This window comes from Ectothiorhodospira marina, assembly GCF_900109495.1.
In the GTDB taxonomy this organism is placed as follows: domain Bacteria; phylum Pseudomonadota; class Gammaproteobacteria; order Ectothiorhodospirales; family Ectothiorhodospiraceae; genus Ectothiorhodospira; species Ectothiorhodospira marina.
The window spans coordinates 126052-143331 of sequence record NZ_FOAA01000006.1 but is presented as its reverse complement, the minus strand read 5'-3'; the positions used below and the strand labels follow the sequence as shown (position 1 = coordinate 143331).

The window sequence follows — 17280 nt, the reverse complement described above, 5'->3', positions numbered from 1 at the left end:
TCATACCGGCACACCCCTCTATTGCTTGAGATCGTGCCGGTGATGATGTGGGATTAGCGGGGACTATGGAATATGGGGGCTACCGGACGGATACGGCGTTGTCACCTTGTGCTGACTTGCCCGGGTACTGAGCCATACATACGATTTCTGTCCGTCGACTCACAGTTTTGCGCTCGGGCTTCCTTCAGACATTCCCTCTGGGGTTTGCCCTTGCCGTCGGCTAGTAGTTCAGAGTGGACATCACAGGTGCTCCTACAGGGGGCTTTCACCCCATCAGTTCATGACCATGTCGGCCGTACACATCCCAATCCACTGGACCGTCAAAATGCTTCGCCTTTTACCGTCCGATGATTTGCCACGTTCGGTCAGGGAGAAAAATCAATGCCATCAACACTCCAGAACGTCATGATCGGTGAGGAGTTGCTCTCTGCAATGCGTCTGATCAAGACGGGACTTCGCGAACTCAACCGCATGGATGGATCTACCGACTTCTTCCACCTCCCGATATTGCTGCTCGCGTCCGGATTTGAGCGGATGATGAAGACGGCTTGCTGTTGTCATCATCTAGAAACAACCGGCAACTACCCGGACAGACGCCACTTCTCAAAAAACCCGAAACGCTCAGGGCAGCCTACACACGATCTGATGTGGTTGTTAGACAAAAGGGTTCGGCAGTGCTTTTCGGATAACTATCACGCGGGCCTCCCTGCAGCCCAGTCCGATGTCGAGTTCCTCGAGAAGGACAAACGCATGAGAAGGATGGTTAAAATCCTTTCAGATTTCGCGAAGAGCGCCAGATACTACAATCTCAACATCGTTTTCGGAGACGCCAATCCAGGGCCTTCTCCAGAGGATGAGTGGAAGAAACTGGAAATGGAAGTCCTTCGGGAAGATCCGTCTTGGACACGTCGAATCGGTGATCAAAAGGACGGCGACTCATTCCATAGACAGATCAACACGGCCTTGACCATCCAGTGCGAAAAGCTGGCACGTGCTCTTGCCCGCCTCTTCACCATCGGTGGCCTTGGAGCGCAGGCGAAGCAGATATCCCCACACACGCATCATTTCCTGTTTTTAATGGACGACCAGCTCGGCAAGACGGACTATGAAAGGATCCATATCTGAAAACCGAATCGGGGAAGGGCGGGTGTTTAGCCCACCGCCCTCGGAACAGGTGCCACGTCAGCCCTCCGGGCCGGCAAAGGCGCTCATCGAGATTGCGTTTCGGCATCCGGAGGTGATTCGGGAAGACCTCGAACTCAGGGGGTGATGGAGCCAGTCATTCGTCATCCCGATCTGGGTGCGGTTTGTGAGCGCTGTGCCGAAGGTTGCGCTTCGCCTGCTGCTCACTCGCCTGTTCAACCAGTTGCCGCGTTGCCTGGTAGGACCGCTGGCAGAACGCACGGAAGGGTGCCTCCTGGGCCTCGGCGGGCCAGACACCGGTTTCGGCTGTGAGCTGCCCGCTTGCCAGCTCGTATTGGGCCAGGATGTCGATGTATTCCTTGCGGTCGCGCACGTCGATCACCACCGGCAGATGGCCGGAGCGCAGCATCGGGATGTTGCTCAACAGACGCGCCAGGCGCCCGTTGCCGTCCCAGAACGGATGCACGTGGACGAACCCCAGGTGCAACCGGGCATAGGCATCGACCGCGTCCGTCTCGCTCAGGAATTCGTCAGCGAGCCGATTGAGCTCGGCCAGCCACCCCGCCATCAATGCGGGCACGTCTTCGGGCGAAGCGTACTCGATGAAGGTCTGGCGCTCCTCCTCGGTGACGGCATAGGTGCCGTTGGGCTCCACTTTCCAGGCCCCGCAGGGCTTGTAGATGTCCGCCACGAGTTCTGATTGCACCGCCCGGTGCAGGTCAAACAAGTGCGATTCGGTGACCGCCCCGCCCAGCGCGTTGTAGACCAGTTCGATGGCGCGGGCATGCCCCATCACCTCCTGATGATCCTTCAACGGCTTGCCGGAGACCGTCAGCCCCTCCTCGATGATGAACTTGGTCTCGCCCAGGGTGAGGCTGTTGCCCTCCAGAGCGGTGGAGGTATGGGTCCAGAGGTCGCGGATCTGGCTCAACAACGACTGTTGCAGATCGCGGTCGAGTCCACCGAGGGCTTTGAGCTTGGGTATTGGCAGCGCTTGAGGAGGATGCATGCACGGGGCCCTGCCCAATGGGGTTCCTGGTCAGTGAATCCGGATTGCGCGACGGGTATCCACCCGATTGGGAGCGTTGGGGGTATGATGCCCTGACTGGGGCGATTTTTCGAGGTTCCCTCATGCTGATTGCCCCAGTCGCCGCACACGCCCCACACCAATGAGCCCTGGAGCCTGACTTCATGTCCGCCAACGCTCGCCTGGATTCGCCCTCCTACCACGAAAACATCACCCCCATTCTGGGCGTCCTGCGGGATGCCCATGCGGATGTGAGCGGCCACGTGCTGGAGGTGGGCAGCGGCACTGGCCAGCATGTGGTGGACTTTGCCCGCGCATTCCCCGGGATCACCTGGTGGCCCACCGATGTGGATCCGCATCACCTGAGCAGTATTGCGGCTTGGCGGGAGAGCGCGTCCCTGCCCAACCTCAAGGCGCCGGTGCGGCTGGATGCGGGTCAGGCGGATTGGGGGCTGGGGCAATCGGATCGCCCGCCCGCGGATGGGTTTGCCGCGATGGTCTGCATCAATGTGACGCACATCTCGCCATGGGCCACCGCGGAAGGTCTGATGAGAGGTGCTGGCCAGTACCTTACACCCGGCGGTCTACTCTACCTCTACGGCCCCTACTCCCGCGACCGGACGCACACAGCGCCCAGCAACCAGCGGTTTGACCAGTACCTTCGGGCCCAGAACCCGGACTGGGGCGTGCGAGACATCGCAGACATCGAAACCTTGGGGCGGGAACACGGGCTATCGCTGCAATCCGTGATCGACATGCCGGTGAATAATTTCTCCATCATCCTGGAGCGCGTACCGGACGGTGAGTCTTAATCCAGCCCATCAGCGCCATCACCGGGCCGGCGGTGCATCCACCCGCAGCACGCGCCCATCCGCCTTGTCCGTAAGCAGGTAAAGGGCACCATCGGGCCCTGTGCGTACATCCCGGATGCGCTCACCCACCTCTTCGAAGAGGATTTCTTCGTCCACCACCTGCACCCCATCCAGGGTCAGGCGCCGCACGTGGTGTTCCACCAGCGAGGTGACAAACAGGCTGCCTTGCCATTGGGGAAAGCGATCACCGCGATACAGGGTCATCCCGGCAGGGGCAATGGACGGAGTCCATTGATGTACGGGATCTTCCATGCCCGGCAAAGATGTATGCGGGCTGATGATGGCACCGGAATAGTCAATCCCATGGGTGGCGGCAGGCCAGCCATAGTTGGCGCCAGGTTCGATGATGTTGAGTTCATCGCCACCGCGCGGACCATGTTCATGAGACCACAGGATGCCTGTCTGCGCGTCCCACACCAGGCCCTGCACATTGCGATGGCCGTAGCTGTAGATTTCTGGCAGGGCATCGTCGCGGTCAACGAAGGGATTGTCGGTGGGGACACTGCCGTCTTCAGGATTCAGTCTCACAATCGTGCCAGTATGACTGTCCAGTCGTTGGGCGTCCTCGCGATGATCATAACCATCGCCTAACCCGAGCACTAAGGTGCCATCTTCCAGGAAGGTCATGCGCCCCCCGTAATGTAACGGCCGAGATCGCCGCGGCGCCGCCTCAAACAGTATCTCCACATCCGTGAGCGTATTGGCTTTCAGTCGCCCCCGTATCAAACGTGTGGCATTGGCCCGCGGTGCTCCTACGGATTGAGTGAGAAACAGGTAGGGATGACGCTCGAAATCCGGATGCGGTAGTACCTCCAGCAAACCACCCTGTTTGCGAACGAGGGAATCCGGCACGCCCTCCACAGGCGCCGCTAAAAGCTGCCCATTCTCGATCACCCGCAGGCGCCCTGCCCGTTCGGTCACCAGCATGCGACCATCCGGCAGAAAGGCCAGGGACCAGGGATGCTCCAGCCCCGAGGCGACCGTCTCGATCCGGTAATCCCCGGCGCTGATAGGGGTGGCCAGCAGCATCAGGATCAGGATCAGTACCTTTTGGGTCAGTTGCGTGATCATGGTATCCACGTGTTCCGGGTAGGGTTCATTAAAACATTATTTCCATCCGTAATCCGGTCGCGTCCTTCTCGGGCATCTCGGGCAGTTGGATGGCGCGCCCTTGCGCAATCCGCGCCGCGGTCCAGAACACGGCGAAGGCATCCAGCAAGTCGTCCGGTGCGTAGCGTTCGTTGACCAGATCACTGCAGGCCGCCTCGTAGGCTCCTGGAAACGTCGCTTCCACTAACTGGTGTCGCTCCTGCCGCCCGACAGGGGTCTTCTTGTTGTGGGTCATGGCCAGCCCCTGATTCCAGGCCTGAAAGCTCAGTTCAGGATGCACCTCCCGTACCCAGGCCTGACGGTCATTACCCGCCTGCAGGAAGTCGTCCATGGCCCGGATCATGGGAATGATGTTCCAGGCCTGCCGGGACAGGGCCCGCCCCGCTTGCTGGCGACCAATGAGGCAGGCCTGCTCGTAGGATGGAGCCTTCATCATCACCCGCAAGGGTGCCGGGAATACGCTGCTGCCGCGCGGGCGACCCAGGCGCTGACGGGCCTCCCTATCGGCACGGCGAGGCGCCGCGTCTGCCAGGCCAATGGGGATGTCCGCACCCACCACCTGGGGACGGGGATCCAGGCGCAGGAGATCGCCCGGGTTCTCCAGGATCAGGGCGCGGATCGTCTCAGGGCACTGGGGATCACCCATTACGCACAACCATCGCCCCCGGCAACCATCCAGGCCCGCCACTTGCCCCTGATCTAGCATGTGAGTGGTTCAATCAGGTCCATCCCTTCATGTCTACACATGGCTCAGCTCCAGCGAGGCATCAGGACTCGGCGTACCGGGCGAATTGCCACAGCCAGAAGGATCACCAGAGCGGTGATTTCCAGCCACATGGGTGTCAGCTCACGGGCTGCCCCCAGTTGCTGAACAAGATCCAGGCCACTGGCCTTCACAATCAGATCCAATGTCAGCCCCAGTGCGATCGTGGTGGTCACGATGCCGGTCATGTAAAGTGCCAGAGCCTGATTGCCCATTTCCCGGCGCAAAACCCCCAGCGTGGCCATGCTGGTGATGGGTCCCGCCAGCAGGAAGACCAGCGCCGTGCCAGGGGAGACACCGGCCATCAGCATTCCCGCCGCCACCGGTGTGGCTGCGGTAGCGCAAATGTAAAGCGGCACCCCGATCAGAGCCATCACCAGCATGGCCAGCGGCCCACTACCCCATTGTGAGAGGGACTCCGGGGGCACCAGGGCCACCAGCGCACCGGCAAGGATCAGCCCAGCCAGTATCCAGGTGCTGATGTCATCCAGTAGATCGGAGAAGGCATAGCGCATGCCGGAGGCCAGGCGAACCCGCCACCCTGCCACGCCTGCCGCTGCAGCCTGTGGTTCAGGCTTGGGATCGCCGTCGCAACCCGTGTTGCAACAACCGCTGGAACAGCTGTCTTCCGTCGCGCTTGAATCAGGAGATTCGGGGCTCGGCGTCACAGTGGGGCGACTCAGGTTGACCAGCAGTCCAGTGGTCACGGCCGTTGTGACCGCACCCGCCGCCCTTGCCACCATCATGAAGGGGCCGAGCAAGGCATAGCTGATGGCCAGCGAATCCACCCCGATCCCTGGCGTGCCAATCATGAAGGCGGTGGAAGGCCCTCGCCCTGCCCCACCCCGGTACAAGGCAAGGCCAGTGGGGATCGCCCCACAGGAGCACAAGGGCAATGGCGCACCGATGACGGCAGCCCGGGAAATGCCCTTGAAGCCTTCCCCACCCACCCAACTCTTCATTCGGGCCTCGGAGAGAAACCCTTTGATAAGGCCTGCGATCAACAGCCCCAGGAGCAGCCATGGGGCGGCCGTCAGCGCCAGGTCCATAATGGTATTGAGTATTATCATGCCCATCAGTATAGGCAAGAATAAAACAAATCTCTTTACTGGGGCACCTCAAGCACCAGGCTCACGCGGCGGTTCAGGGCACGATTTTCCGGCGTGTCGTTAGCGACCCTGGGGCGTGTGTGGGCATGACCCGCAACGCGCAATTGCTCGGCAGGTATACCCAGTTCAATGAGTTGCCGGGCCACCGTGGTAGCGCGCAGGGAGGATAGCTCCCAGTTGGAGGGAAATCGCTCCGTATTGATGGGGACATTATCCGTGTGCCCCTCAACGATAATACTCAATGGCTCCTGGGCAAGAACCTGATAGACCTCCGCCAGAAGATCCAGGCCCGCCGCACTCAACTGGGCTGCACCAGAAGGGAACAGGATGTCATTACCCACTTCCAGACGTACCTGATGATCCTCGATGACCAGCTCCAGCGATTGTTCTGCCCCTTGGCTCGCCACCAGGCTGGCCAGCGCCTCGAGTTCCGGCGGCATCCGCAGGGGCTCGACAGGTTCAAGCAGGATAGGCGCCGGTACCGACTCAATACGAACAATCGGAGCCTCCTCCACCGTGGCCAAAGCCGGGAGGGTCTGGGTCAACAGTTCAGGCGCGGGATGGGATGCCGATGATATCGGCGGCGGGGCCGACTCCTCGAGCCATACGGGCATCCCAGCCTTTGAGGCGATGCCCGGAAAAGCGACCGGCATCACCGGATCCACCAGGGTTTGCTGGTATGCGGCTTCCGGTTCACCTTCCACCTTGGCGAACTGCTCCTTTAGTTCATCGATCTGCAGATAGGCCGCAGCCAGCAAGGCGGCAAACAGCGTTACCAGCACCAGCAACACATCCAGGTAGCCCACTGTCCAACCGCCATCCCCTCCCTGCCCTGGTTCTTCGAACTCAACGCGTTCCTGACCCCGGTAAGAGACCTCGGCGAGGCCATTCCGGTGGTCTGCAGTCGTGCGCCAGACAGAAGTCGTCATGCCCTCAGCCTCTCCTGTGATAAGGCTCTGAGCGGTGCCCTTGCCGGTTCAACGGCTTCATCGCGGGGAACGGACTCCAGAAATTCGTTGATCATGACGGGATGTTGACGCTCATGGAGCATCAGCACCGCATCCAGCAGGAAATTCATGTAAAGCAACTGGTGCCGGGATCGATCCTCCAATTTGAGGGCCAGAGGCTTGAAGAGGAGATTGGCCGCCAGCAGACCATAGAGCGTGCTCATTAAGGCAAACCCCATGGCCAGTCCCACGTATTCCAGGCCGGAGGTACCCAGGTTGCCCAACAAGGCCACCAGCCCCACCAGCGTACCAAGCATGCCGAATGCCGGGGCGAACGTGGCCATGGTGCGCAGGATGCGGATATCCCGATGATCCGACTCTTTCTGGCGGCGGATGCGCCATTGCAGCATGCGCAGCAGTTCGTCACCGCTATGACGGTCGAGGGCCAACCGGGCCCCGGCTCTGAGAAAAGGGTCCCCGATATCCTTGGCAGTATTCTCGGCGCTGCGCACCTGACCACGGCGACACAAATCGGCCACCTGAAGCAGACGTTTATGATCCTGGGTGGGCAGATGGACAACCGGAGGCTGTCTGAACAGTTCAGGCAGACGCTTGAGCAGGTCCATGACCGGTTTCGGGGAATGCCCGATGACGGAGGCTAGCCAGGTTCCACCCACCACAAGCAACAGCCCAGGGAGGTTGGCCCAGGCCAGACCCACGGTGGAGGCCAACAGGGTCATCAGGGCCATAAAGCCCAAGCCACCTAAAACCCAGAGAATTTTCTTGCGCATCGGTGCACCCGTTTGATGTTGTTTGGAACATCCGATGCACGGTGCATGCCATCTCGATCAGATCCTTCTCGGGTGGCAACCAATGGCCGCTCAGGATCGTCGATCAAGTTTTGAAGCTGCGTGAAGCGGCCAGGCCTTGCCGGTTTTCGGCCGCGCAGAAGAGGGACCGGCACCGATGAGAGGTGCAGATTTCACGTGGTGTCAGGGATTTGACGAAGTAGAGGCCGGTGGCGTCGGGGAGACACCGGAAAATTCGGGGGGCTGGAGATAAAGCATGCGCAGGGGGTTGCAATACCTGATGCTTTTAGTCAAACTCCTACCTACGCCCTCATCTCGCCACATGTAGGGAATACAAGGAAAGAAACGGAAAGAAAGTGGGAAGGTGGAGGAAGCCGATGGGCCCGATCAACCACGGGTACACCGGTCACTCCTCCACCTGTACCGCTGCCTCAAAAAGACAGCCATTCCGTTCTTAGTAGAACGGTCTCCACAGATACACCAGAAAGTGGGCCACAGCGGCCAGCACCATGAACACGGTGAAAGTGGTCTTGAACTGTTCGTGGAATTCTTGTGCCTGCTCTTCGCTCAGGCCGGAAATGCTGTCATACATGGTATAAACCCTCCAATTACGTCAGATTATTCAGCAACGGCTTCCGCGGACACTTCGTACGTCAGCGGGTTGTAGCTGTCATTGCTGTAAACAAAGGCGTGCACTACCAGAGCCACCACCAGCACGGTCATCAGGATCGGCATCAGCCAGGTACCTGGATTGACTACCAGCCACAGCTTCCAGTCGTCAGCGGGGTTGCTCGGCTTGCTCGCTCTGTATTCGCTCATGGGTAAAGCCCTCTAGGTTTAAAAACCGGATTTCTTGAGGAAATCGGTGATCTTCCAAGCACTGCCACAGTATTCGCGTTGCTGAATCTCGACTGCCTGAATCACCCGAACTGTAGCCTGGATGTAAGTCTACGTTGACGCGAAAAGATGTCAAGCAAACGATACAGCTTCCCGGGGCGAAGGCGAAAAAGCTTGCGCGAGGTCAAGTCCCGACCGGAGTGAGGCTGACTTGACTTGTATAACGAAAGGATGGGGCAGCACGTCCTGTGCCACCCCATGCTAGGTTAGCGCCGGCCCCAGAACGTTTCCCGGGGCTGGGCAATCAGGTTATTTGTAGGCGCCGACCCCGCAGAAGAAGCCCTCGTCGTTGCTCGCGATGTAGCTCGTCTTCTGCTTGATCTCATCAGTGCCAGGATAAGGCCAGTTGTAGTCCACCCAGCCTTCGCCGGACTCCTGGGCCAGAGTGACCATATCCTGGAACAGCAGATCGCCGTATTCGTTGAAATCGAGCAGGTTCTTGCCGGCCAGCTCGGGCTTCACCGCGTGCGACAGCATGACCCCATCCATGTCCATGCAGAACACGTAGAGATCCTTCTCCTGGAAGTCACCGTCCGGATCGGCGAAGGCTGCGAAGGCTGCCTCGCTACCCATCTCGTTGACGGCGCTCTGTGCCTTCTCGCTCATCGCCTTGGCTTCATCAGGGGTGGCCATCTCGTCGGCGAAGGCCGGGGCCATCAGGGCAGCGGCGGCAATACCTATCAGGATCTTCTTCATTTTTGTCTCCTCGATCTTCTCACTTTGTTGGCATGACAGACGGTATTACAAGTCGTGGCGTACGTCCATCGCTCGATGACTGCCCTTTGTCAAGACAAAGACAGAGAGGGCTGGCAGGAAGGTCAGGGTCACCACCGCAGCCCCCATCAGGCCGAACAGGACGATCACGCCGACGCCCCGGTACAGCTCTGTTCCCTCACCGGGCAGAAAGACCAGCGGTGACAACCCACATACAGTGGTCAGGGTGGTCATGGCAATCGGTCGCAACCGGGTCTGCACCGCCCGGGCCACGGCTTCCACCACGCTCATCTCAGCGCGCCGAAGATTCATCCGGGCTTGATCCACCACCAGGATCGGGTTGTTTACCACCGTCCCCAGCAGGATCAGAAAACCGAGCATGGTGATCATGTCAAAGGGCTGACGCAACGGCTGCAGACCGATGACGGGCAGCATGGAACCCACCAGATTCATCAGGGCGAGGCCGACGATACCACCGGCAATACCCAGAGGAATGGCCGTCATGATCAGCAACGGGAAACCCCAGTGAGAGAAGATGGCCACCAGCAGCAGATAGACGATGGACAGGGAAATAAGAAAATTGCCACTGAGGGCATTCCGGGTGGCCTCTAGCTGATCACTGGCACCGGACAGGGTCATGGTGATGCCCGATGGCACCTCACCTGCGTCGCGCATGGCCTGCACCAGATCGTCGCGGACCCGCTCAACACCGGCTTCCAGGGCCACGTCATCGGGCGGGATGATATTCAGTGTCACGGTGCGACGGCCGTCGACCCTTCGCACGGTGCTGCTAGCCACGGTTTCCTCGATACTCGCCAGGCTGGACAACGGCAGGGTCGCCCCCTGTTCCGTGTGCACCAGGACATTGGACAGCCGCACAAGACCTGGATCCCGCCCCTGCTCCCCGTAGAGGTAGATATCGATCTTGTCATCGTCAAGGAAAAAGTCATCCACGTAGGCGCCTTCCGTCATGGAGGCCACAGCAAAGCCAATCGCCTCGGTATCCAAACCCAGTTCCGCGGCCTTCTCATAATCGGGCCGAACCTCTATGAGCGGCTGTCCCAGGGTGAGTGCCGAAGGTTGGGTCTGGATACGGGGGCGATCGAAGATATCCTGCGCCCGCTCATACACACGGTTTGCCGTTTGGTAAATATCCTGCAGGTGGGTGCCGGATACATCCACGTTGATACTGCGGGTTCCGCCGTCATTGCTGGAGATGATCGAGCCCTTGGAGGCAAAGGCCCGCATTCCCGGGAAACCCTCGTAAAACCGGGTGATCTCATCCATCAGGGCCTCGATGTGCGTCGGGTCGAGGGTTTCCGAGATGATCCGCACATGGGTGGGCTGGACCTGCATATTCAGGTTGCGCAAAGGGGGTACGCTGGTCTCGCCCCGGGCATAGGCCTCGCCATCGGCGCCTACGTGCGGCAGGAAGTGTGCCTCCACTTCCTTGGCGTAGGATTCCATTTCCCGCAGGTTGTAACCGGGCGGTGCGTTCATCACCGCAAAGGTCTTGGGTTCCTCACCCTCGGGCAGGTATTCCGCCGGGGGCGTCAAAAAGACAATGATCAAGGCGCTGCAAGCCACCGTCAGGACGATTGCCGCAAGCCGCCGCACCGGTGTGGCGATCAGCCAGCGAACCCGGTGGATCACGAACCGCTCCCAGCGGGCGCCCAGCACATTGCCATCCTCATCCATCGGCAGATGGCGATCGTCACTGGCGAACTTCAGGCGGGAACTGAGGGTGGGAATCAGGGTGACCGCCACCACCATGGAGACAATGATGGCCGAGGAGATGGCAATGGCCACGTCCGAATAGAGCTGCCCGGCCTCTTCCTGGATAAACAGGATCGGCAAGAACACCAGCACCGTGGTGCTGGTGGAAGCCAGCACGGCTGGCCAGACCTCCTGGACCCCTTGCAGGGCCGACCTGAACCGGTCCAGCCCCAGGCGGCGATGACGCTCGATGTTTTCCAACACAACGATGGTGTTGTCCACCGTCATACCGATGGCAAAGGCGATGCCCGCCAGGGAAATCACATTGATGGTACGACCCGTGATCATGAGCCCGAGAAATGCCGCCAGGGCACACAGCGGGATGCCCACCACCCCCACAAAGGTCGCCCTGGATGAACGCAGGAAGGCATACATCACCAGGGTTGCAAAGACCGCCCCAATGCCCAGGTTGGTCCAGACATTGACGATGGAAGCCTCCACATAACGCACGTCATCGGTGTTGAGCGTGAGTTGCAAACCCTCGGGCTCGAGCAGTTCCCGATTGATTCGCTCCACCTCGGCGATCATGTTGCGCTTGATATCGATGACGTTGGAGCCGCTCTCTCGGCGCACCTGAAGGCCGATGACCCGCTGCCCGTTCACATAGGAAACCGCCTGCTGACGGGCCTGCCCCTGCTCCACTCTGGCCACATCAGACAGACGCAGAACGCTGTCTCCAGTGCGAGCGATCACCAGCGACTCAAGCTCCCGGGCAGTCTCGAAGCGACCCACAGTGCGCAGCAAGTACCGACGCTTGCCGGAATCCACTTCACCGCCGGAGATATCCTGGTTGCGCGCGGTGATGGCATCGCGCAACTGCAGCAGGCTGACACCCCGCTGGGCGAGTTCCTGCTCATCCACAATGATCTGCATCTGGCGATCGGCGCCACCACCGACCGTCACTTCCGAGACACCGGAGACGCCCTCCATGCGGGGACGCACCTCATCCTCGACAAAGTCCTTCATCAGGTCGATATCGAGATCCTTCGGGTTGCCCTCCAGCGTGGACACCCGGTAGTACATGAAGGCATTGGCGGAGAACGAGGCCGCCACCACCCGCGGTTCGTCCACGTTCTGAGGGTAGTCCGGTACCTGGGTCAGGGCATTGTTGATCTGGATCAGGGTTTCGGTGATGTCGACACCGAATGGAAATTCCAGCTCGATCTCGGATGCGCCGCTGTTGGCGCTGGAAGACATGCGGCTGAGGTTGGGCACATTGCGCAGATAGCGCTCCTGCTCGATCAGGATTTCCTTCTCGATATCCTGGGGCGTGGCACCCGGCCAGCGGGTCTCGATCGTCACGGTGCGGACCTCCAGATCCGGAATCATCTGCACCGGAATGCGCAAGGCAGCCGCCACGCCGAGAATCACCAGGATCAGGGTGATCACCGTCACCAGGATACCGTGACGGATAATGGCGGCGAACATCAGTTGCCTTCCCTTTCAGACAGCCTCACCCGCATACCTTCCTCCAGCACCTCATTGCCCCGCGAAACCACCCATTGGCCTTCCTTGAGGCCGTTGGTGACCACCACCCGCTCATCGTAACTGACACCAAGGCGGACGCGCTGTTCGGTCACACGGTAATGCCCCTTATCCCCGTCGTCCTGTTCGGCAACCCAGACCGTGGTGCGGCCCTCGGGATACCGGTTGATCGCATCCCGGGGTATCGACAAACCTTCCTCCCCCTGACGAATCCTGAGGAGGCCCGAAAGGGCGGTACCCGGCGGCAGGTCCCGTCCCTCCGGCCTGGCGGCCCGGATCAGGAAGGTCCGTGCCTGGGCATCATTCACCGGCACCACCGTGCGAATCTCTGCTTGCAGCGCTTCCTGGGCCCGGCCACGCAGCCATACTTCCAGCATGGTCCGCTCATCGAGCCGCCCATGAAATTCCTGAGGTACCCGAAAGTCCAGCCGCAGGTTCTCGGTGTCCACCAGTTGCAGGAGCTCAGATCCCGGATCCACCCACTCGCCCAGATCGCTGTAACGTTCGGTCACCACCCCATCAAAGGGCGCATCGATGCGATGGTATCGGACCACCGCCTGCTCGCGCCTCTCGGCTGCCTGCAGACGAGCCACAGTGGCCTCGGCGGTGGCCACTTCACTCTCGCGGGTGCCGATTTCGGTGCGGGCAATGTGGCCACCTGCTCCGACACGCTCCGCCTCCTCCAGTCGGCGACGCGCTTCGGCAAGTCGGGCCCGCGCCTCGCGTGTCTCGGCGCGGGCACTCTCCAGGGTCAGTTGCGCCAGTTCCGAGTCCAGTCGGATAAGGGGATCCCCCTGGTGAACCCGGTCACCTACTTCCACCATCACTTCATCCACTTGCCCCGGGACCAATGTAGACAGGGCCGAAGTTCTCAGGGCATTGACCGTGCCATTCAGACGCACCTCCTCAATGACCTCGGACTTCTCCACCCGTGCCAACTCAACTCCAGGCACATTGGCCAGTGCCGTCTGGGACAGCAGCATCAGGCACCCAAAGACCCAAAAGTAATACTCCTTGTTCTTTTCAAGGAAGATCACCACGGGTTCTACTGCCGCCACCATCGCCTGTGCCATCTGGCCTCCTCAAAATGAATCTCGTGCGCCGCATCCCTATTTTACGGCATGGATCGAGTCGCTCTTCCGTTTGGCTGTGCCGCTGGACCGGTCCAGCAGGGCATCCAGCACCGGCTGGCGGGCCAGGTCCTCGAAGAGGCTGAGCAGGTACTCCCGCTCCCCATGGGTGGGGTGTTCATTGAAATAGGCGGTGAGCCGCTCCCGGGCCAGTTGCAGGGGGTGGCTGCCGTCGTCGCGCTCCACCGGGCCGGCCAGCAGCGGCTCGTCCAGCAGTTGGTTGTCTTCCAGAAAGCGCACGAACACGCAGGTGATCACCCAGGCCACGGCGGCCTGGGTGATCTGGGCGTCGCGCCAGGCCACCGGATGCTCGGCGGTCCGGCCGGCCTCCACCGCCTTCTGGTATTCCGCTTCCAGATGGGCGGTCAGCTCGGGCTGGCTTTCCAGGTACTGGGCAATGTCCTGCTCGATAGGGGGCAGTGCCCGCTGCAGGGACTGGAGCAGGTTCTGGGGGTGGATCATGACTTATGCGCCGATTCTGCCTGCAGCCGCTCGACAAGCCACACCTTTATGATTGACTGCCGCGTGACGCCCACTCGTGCCGCCTCCCGGTCCAACGAATCAACCACCCATGCCGGAAAGTCCACGTTGATTCTCTTTTGCTCCAGATTCACGCGACGCGCGGTGGAAAGCTCCAGGTCATCAAGGATATCCTCTTGGCCATCATCGAATTTTTTTTCAAACTCCTTAGGCTTCATACAACTCCACCTCTGTTTTGCGGGAACGCCTGACTGAAATCAGACGGATACGCCCCTCCCGGTATGTCACAACAGCTGACCAATGCTTACCGTCGATCATGCCGATAAGGACAAATCGTGCCTCTCCCTCGGATTTTGCTTTTATTTCAAGGAGATATGGATCTCGCCAAAGCGCCTGAGCCGCTTCGAAATCGATGCCGTGCTTGTGCAAATTGGAGTTGCTCTTATTCTCGTCGAATTCAAACTCACACATGAGTATTAATTATTCCTTTTTTACTCTCAATGCAACTCGAACTCTGGTCAAGCAACCGGGCTGTCCAGCCACAGGGCCGGTATCCGCGCCCATTCCCGGGCGCCGGCGCCGTGGGGGACGGTGACGCCATCGATGCGGGCGCCGTCGTGCTGGGCGTCGGCGGCGATGAGCAGGATGAGAGCGTGGGGCTGTGCCCCTTCCAGCAGATGTCGGCGCAGGTCGTTGAGCCAGGTGTTCACCAAGCCATAGCGGGCCAGCAGGCCCGGTTCGGTGAGCAGGATGGGCTCGTCGATGGCCTGCAGCTCCTCGGTCATGGCGGGCAGGGTCCGGGCGATGAGTCGCTGCAGGTTCTGCCAGTCCCGTGAACCTGGGTCGGCGGCGTCGGCGCGCAGTACCAGGGACCAGTTGGGCGGGCGGGCCATGCCGTCGCAGACCCGGTGCAGATGACTCAACAGCAGTGCATCAAAGCTGATCCGTCTGAGACTGTAGTGGGCCGACCGTGGTGGACACAAGCTTGCGCCGGGGCCTGTTGGATTGAATCGCTGCGAGGGGAGTAACTGGGGGGACCAGTACCTGCGACTTCAAAAAAAAAGCCCCTGAATTCAGGGGCTTATATGCATCATATGGCGGAGAGAGAGGGATTCGAACCCTCGATGGGCTTTTGACCCATACTCCCTTAGCAGGGGAGCGCCTTCAGCCGCTCGGCCATCTCTCCGGGAGGGGGACTTCATTGAAGGCCAGTATGGTACCTTCTTGATAAGCTCCCGTAAAGACCGGAGTACACCGCCACCCGGAAAGGTTGGACGCCCTGCGAATCGCCCGCCCTGCCCCGTCCGGGTACGGTCACTCCACCGGCACTTTTCAGGGCTGGTCGTTACCAGCCACGTAATCATCGGGATCCTGCTCGCGCTGAATGCGCTCGTAGATTTCTTCCCGATGCACAGCCACATCTTTAGGTGCATTGATGCCGACGCGAACCTGGTTACCTTTCACACCCAGCACGGTCACGGTGACTTCATCACCGATCATCAGCGTTTCGCCTACCCGACGAGTAAGAATCAACATTTCCTTTTCTCCAATCTGAACTTCAATCACCTTGGTTTTATAGTAAACCAGACTCTATGGCCTGGTGCCGGTCGGCCATCATGTGCCGACTTCAACCTGGATAGACCTCAGGAAAGTGGATATATCCTCTGTCCACCCTCCCGGGCCCAGTCAAAACGCATTACGCCGCAGGTGCCCGCTCCAATTCAAAGGCATCGTGCAGTGCGCGCACCCCCAACTCCAGGTATTTCTCGTCCACCACCACGGAGATCTTGATTTCCGAAGTGGAGATCATACGAATATTGATGCCCTCTCCCGCCAGGGCCTCGAACATCTTGCTGGCAATGCCGGCATGCGAGCGCATGCCCACGCCCACAATAGAGATCTTGACGATTTTTGGATCTCCGGAGACCTCGCGGGCACCCAGGGCCTCGGCCCGGGCACGCACGATGCCCATGGCCTTGTCGAAATCGTTGCGGTGAACGGTGAAAGTGAAGTCGGTGGTGCCGTCGGCCCCCACGTTCTGCACAATCATATCCACCTCGATGTTGGCCTGAGCGACCGCACCAAGAATGCGGTAGGCCACGCCGGGCTGGTCGGGAACCCCCGTCACCGTCAGCTGGGCTTCGTTCTGGTTGAAGGCGATTCCGGAAATGAGCGCCTGTTCCATGCTCCCTTCCTCAAAGGTGATGAGCGTGCCGTCTCCTCCTTCCTGAAAGGAGGATAGAACACGCAACGGTACATTGTATTTTCCTGCAAACTCCACAGCGCGGATCTGCAGGACCTTGGATCCCAGGCTGGCCATTTCCAGCATCTCCTCAAAGGTGATGCGGTCCAGTCGCCGGGCCTGGGGTACGACACGGGGATCGGTGGTATACACCCCATCCACGTCGGTGAAGATCTGACATTCCTCGGCCTTGAGGGCGGCCGCCAGGGCCACGGCTGTGGTGTCGGAGCCACCACGGCCCAGGGTGGTGATATTGCCCGACTCATCCACGCCCTGGAAACCGGCAACCACCACCACCTTGCCGTCAGCCAGATCACGGCGCACCCGGGCACCATCGATCTCCTGGATCCGTGCCTTGTTGTGGGCACTGTCAGTACGGATGTGCACCTGGGCACCGGTATAGGAGCGGGCTGGGCACCCCTTGCTCTCCAGGGCCATGGACAACAGGGCGATGGTCACCTGTTCACCGGTGGACAGCAGCACATCGAGTTCTCGACCGTCGGCGTCACTGCGGATACTGCGGGCCAGCCCCAGCAATCGGTCGGTCTCCCCGCTCATGGCGGATACCACCACCACCACATCGTGGCCCTGGCGACGCGACTGACTCACGCGATCGGCCACGTGCTGGATACGCTCCACGCTGCCTACCGAGGTTCCGCCGTATTTTTGAACGATCAATGCCATATTAATTTACTTGGGTATAAGGTTGACATTAGACAACAGGCAGCGGGGTACACGAAAGCAGTATGTCCGCACCAGGCGCTGAAGTCCTCCAT

At 60.2% G+C, this 17280-nt stretch carries 19 protein-coding genes and 1 tRNA gene; 2 read left to right on the top strand and 18 right to left on the bottom strand.

The window, feature by feature from the left end:
• The first annotated feature begins 381 nt into the window (after positions 1-381).
• Positions 382-1125 carry a hypothetical protein gene (locus tag BMY52_RS07450; RefSeq protein WP_090252863.1) on the top strand — a complete coding sequence of 248 codons (744 nt, stop codon included), beginning with the start codon at positions 382-384 and terminating at the stop codon, positions 1123-1125.
• Between the two features lie 154 nt (positions 1126-1279).
• Here the strand turns inward: BMY52_RS07450 and BMY52_RS07440 are convergent, their stop codons facing one another.
• Complete coding sequence (locus tag BMY52_RS07440) at positions 1280-2152, bottom strand: Fic family protein (protein WP_177169887.1); 873 nt, start codon at positions 2150-2152, stop codon at positions 1280-1282.
• 182 nt (positions 2153-2334) lie between these two features.
• Here BMY52_RS07440 and BMY52_RS07435 point away from each other — a divergent pair, with 182 nt between their 5' ends.
• Positions 2335-2982 carry a DUF938 domain-containing protein gene (locus BMY52_RS07435; RefSeq protein ID WP_090252860.1) on the top strand — a complete coding sequence of 216 codons (648 nt, stop codon included), beginning with the start codon at positions 2335-2337 and terminating at the stop codon, positions 2980-2982.
• A gap of 18 nt (positions 2983-3000) precedes the next feature.
• Here the strand turns inward: BMY52_RS07435 and BMY52_RS07430 are convergent, their stop codons facing one another.
• The 17 genes from BMY52_RS07430 to BMY52_RS07350 form a co-directional block, all read right to left on the bottom strand.
• Positions 3001-4113, bottom strand: a complete 1113-nt coding sequence (locus BMY52_RS07430) for a PQQ-dependent sugar dehydrogenase (protein ID WP_090252901.1) — start codon at positions 4111-4113, stop codon at positions 3001-3003.
• A gap of 28 nt (positions 4114-4141) precedes the next feature.
• Positions 4142-4858, bottom strand: coding sequence for a DUF429 domain-containing protein (locus BMY52_RS07425; RefSeq protein ID WP_090252858.1), 717 nt, complete (start codon positions 4856-4858; stop codon positions 4142-4144).
• Between the two features lie 44 nt (positions 4859-4902).
• Positions 4903-5991, bottom strand: coding sequence for an SO_0444 family Cu/Zn efflux transporter (locus BMY52_RS07420; protein ID WP_090252855.1), 1089 nt, complete (start codon positions 5989-5991; stop codon positions 4903-4905).
• Between the two features lie 29 nt (positions 5992-6020).
• Positions 6021-6953, bottom strand: a complete 933-nt coding sequence (locus BMY52_RS07415) for an OmpA/MotB family protein (RefSeq protein WP_090252853.1) — start codon at positions 6951-6953, stop codon at positions 6021-6023.
• On the bottom strand, positions 6950-7720 hold the full coding sequence (locus tag BMY52_RS07410) for a motility protein A (protein ID WP_177169885.1): 771 nt from the start codon (positions 7718-7720) through the stop codon (positions 6950-6952). Before BMY52_RS07410 ends, BMY52_RS07415 begins: the two co-directional genes overlap by 4 nt.
• 514 nt (positions 7721-8234) lie before the next feature.
• The gene (gene pufB, locus BMY52_RS07405) at positions 8235-8372 is read right to left on the bottom strand and encodes a light-harvesting antenna LH1, beta subunit (protein WP_090252848.1); all 138 of its coding nucleotides are present in this window, start codon (positions 8370-8372) and stop codon (positions 8235-8237) included.
• A 26-nt stretch (positions 8373-8398) separates the two neighbouring features.
• Positions 8399-8599, bottom strand: coding sequence for a light-harvesting antenna LH1, alpha subunit (gene pufA, locus BMY52_RS07400; protein ID WP_090252844.1), 201 nt, complete (start codon positions 8597-8599; stop codon positions 8399-8401).
• Between the two features lie 327 nt (positions 8600-8926).
• The gene (locus tag BMY52_RS07395) at positions 8927-9373 is read right to left on the bottom strand and encodes a cache domain-containing protein (RefSeq protein WP_090252842.1); all 447 of its coding nucleotides are present in this window, start codon (positions 9371-9373) and stop codon (positions 8927-8929) included.
• A gap of 45 nt (positions 9374-9418) precedes the next feature.
• Positions 9419-12595, bottom strand: coding sequence for an efflux RND transporter permease subunit (locus tag BMY52_RS07390; RefSeq protein WP_090252839.1), 3177 nt, complete (start codon positions 12593-12595; stop codon positions 9419-9421).
• Positions 12595-13725: an efflux RND transporter periplasmic adaptor subunit gene (locus BMY52_RS07385; RefSeq protein ID WP_218140408.1), complete on the bottom strand. Its 1131-nt coding sequence runs from the start codon at positions 13723-13725 to the stop codon at positions 12595-12597. The genes BMY52_RS07390 and BMY52_RS07385 overlap by 1 nt, the downstream gene beginning before the upstream one ends.
• 36 nt (positions 13726-13761) lie before the next feature.
• Complete coding sequence (locus BMY52_RS07380) at positions 13762-14244, bottom strand: hypothetical protein (protein ID WP_143050443.1); 483 nt, start codon at positions 14242-14244, stop codon at positions 13762-13764.
• Positions 14241-14480, bottom strand: coding sequence for a type II toxin-antitoxin system BrnA family antitoxin (gene brnA, locus BMY52_RS07375; RefSeq protein WP_090252835.1), 240 nt, complete (start codon positions 14478-14480; stop codon positions 14241-14243). Before brnA ends, BMY52_RS07380 begins: the two co-directional genes overlap by 4 nt.
• On the bottom strand, positions 14470-14733 hold the full coding sequence (locus BMY52_RS07370; protein ID WP_090252833.1) for a BrnT family toxin: 264 nt from the start codon (positions 14731-14733) through the stop codon (positions 14470-14472). The genes brnA and BMY52_RS07370 overlap by 11 nt, the downstream gene beginning before the upstream one ends.
• A 47-nt stretch (positions 14734-14780) precedes the next feature.
• On the bottom strand, positions 14781-15185 hold the full coding sequence (locus BMY52_RS07365) for a hypothetical protein (RefSeq protein ID WP_177169884.1): 405 nt from the start codon (positions 15183-15185) through the stop codon (positions 14781-14783).
• A gap of 172 nt (positions 15186-15357) precedes the next feature.
• Positions 15358-15448 (bottom strand) — tRNA-Ser (locus BMY52_RS07360).
• Positions 15449-15594: 146 nt separating this feature from the next.
• The gene (csrA, locus tag BMY52_RS07355; RefSeq protein ID WP_090252830.1) at positions 15595-15798 is read right to left on the bottom strand and encodes a carbon storage regulator CsrA; all 204 of its coding nucleotides are present in this window, start codon (positions 15796-15798) and stop codon (positions 15595-15597) included.
• Between the two features lie 160 nt (positions 15799-15958).
• Positions 15959-17188: an aspartate kinase gene (locus tag BMY52_RS07350; RefSeq protein ID WP_090252829.1), complete on the bottom strand. Its 1230-nt coding sequence runs from the start codon at positions 17186-17188 to the stop codon at positions 15959-15961.
• Positions 17189-17280: the final 92 nt, after the last annotated feature.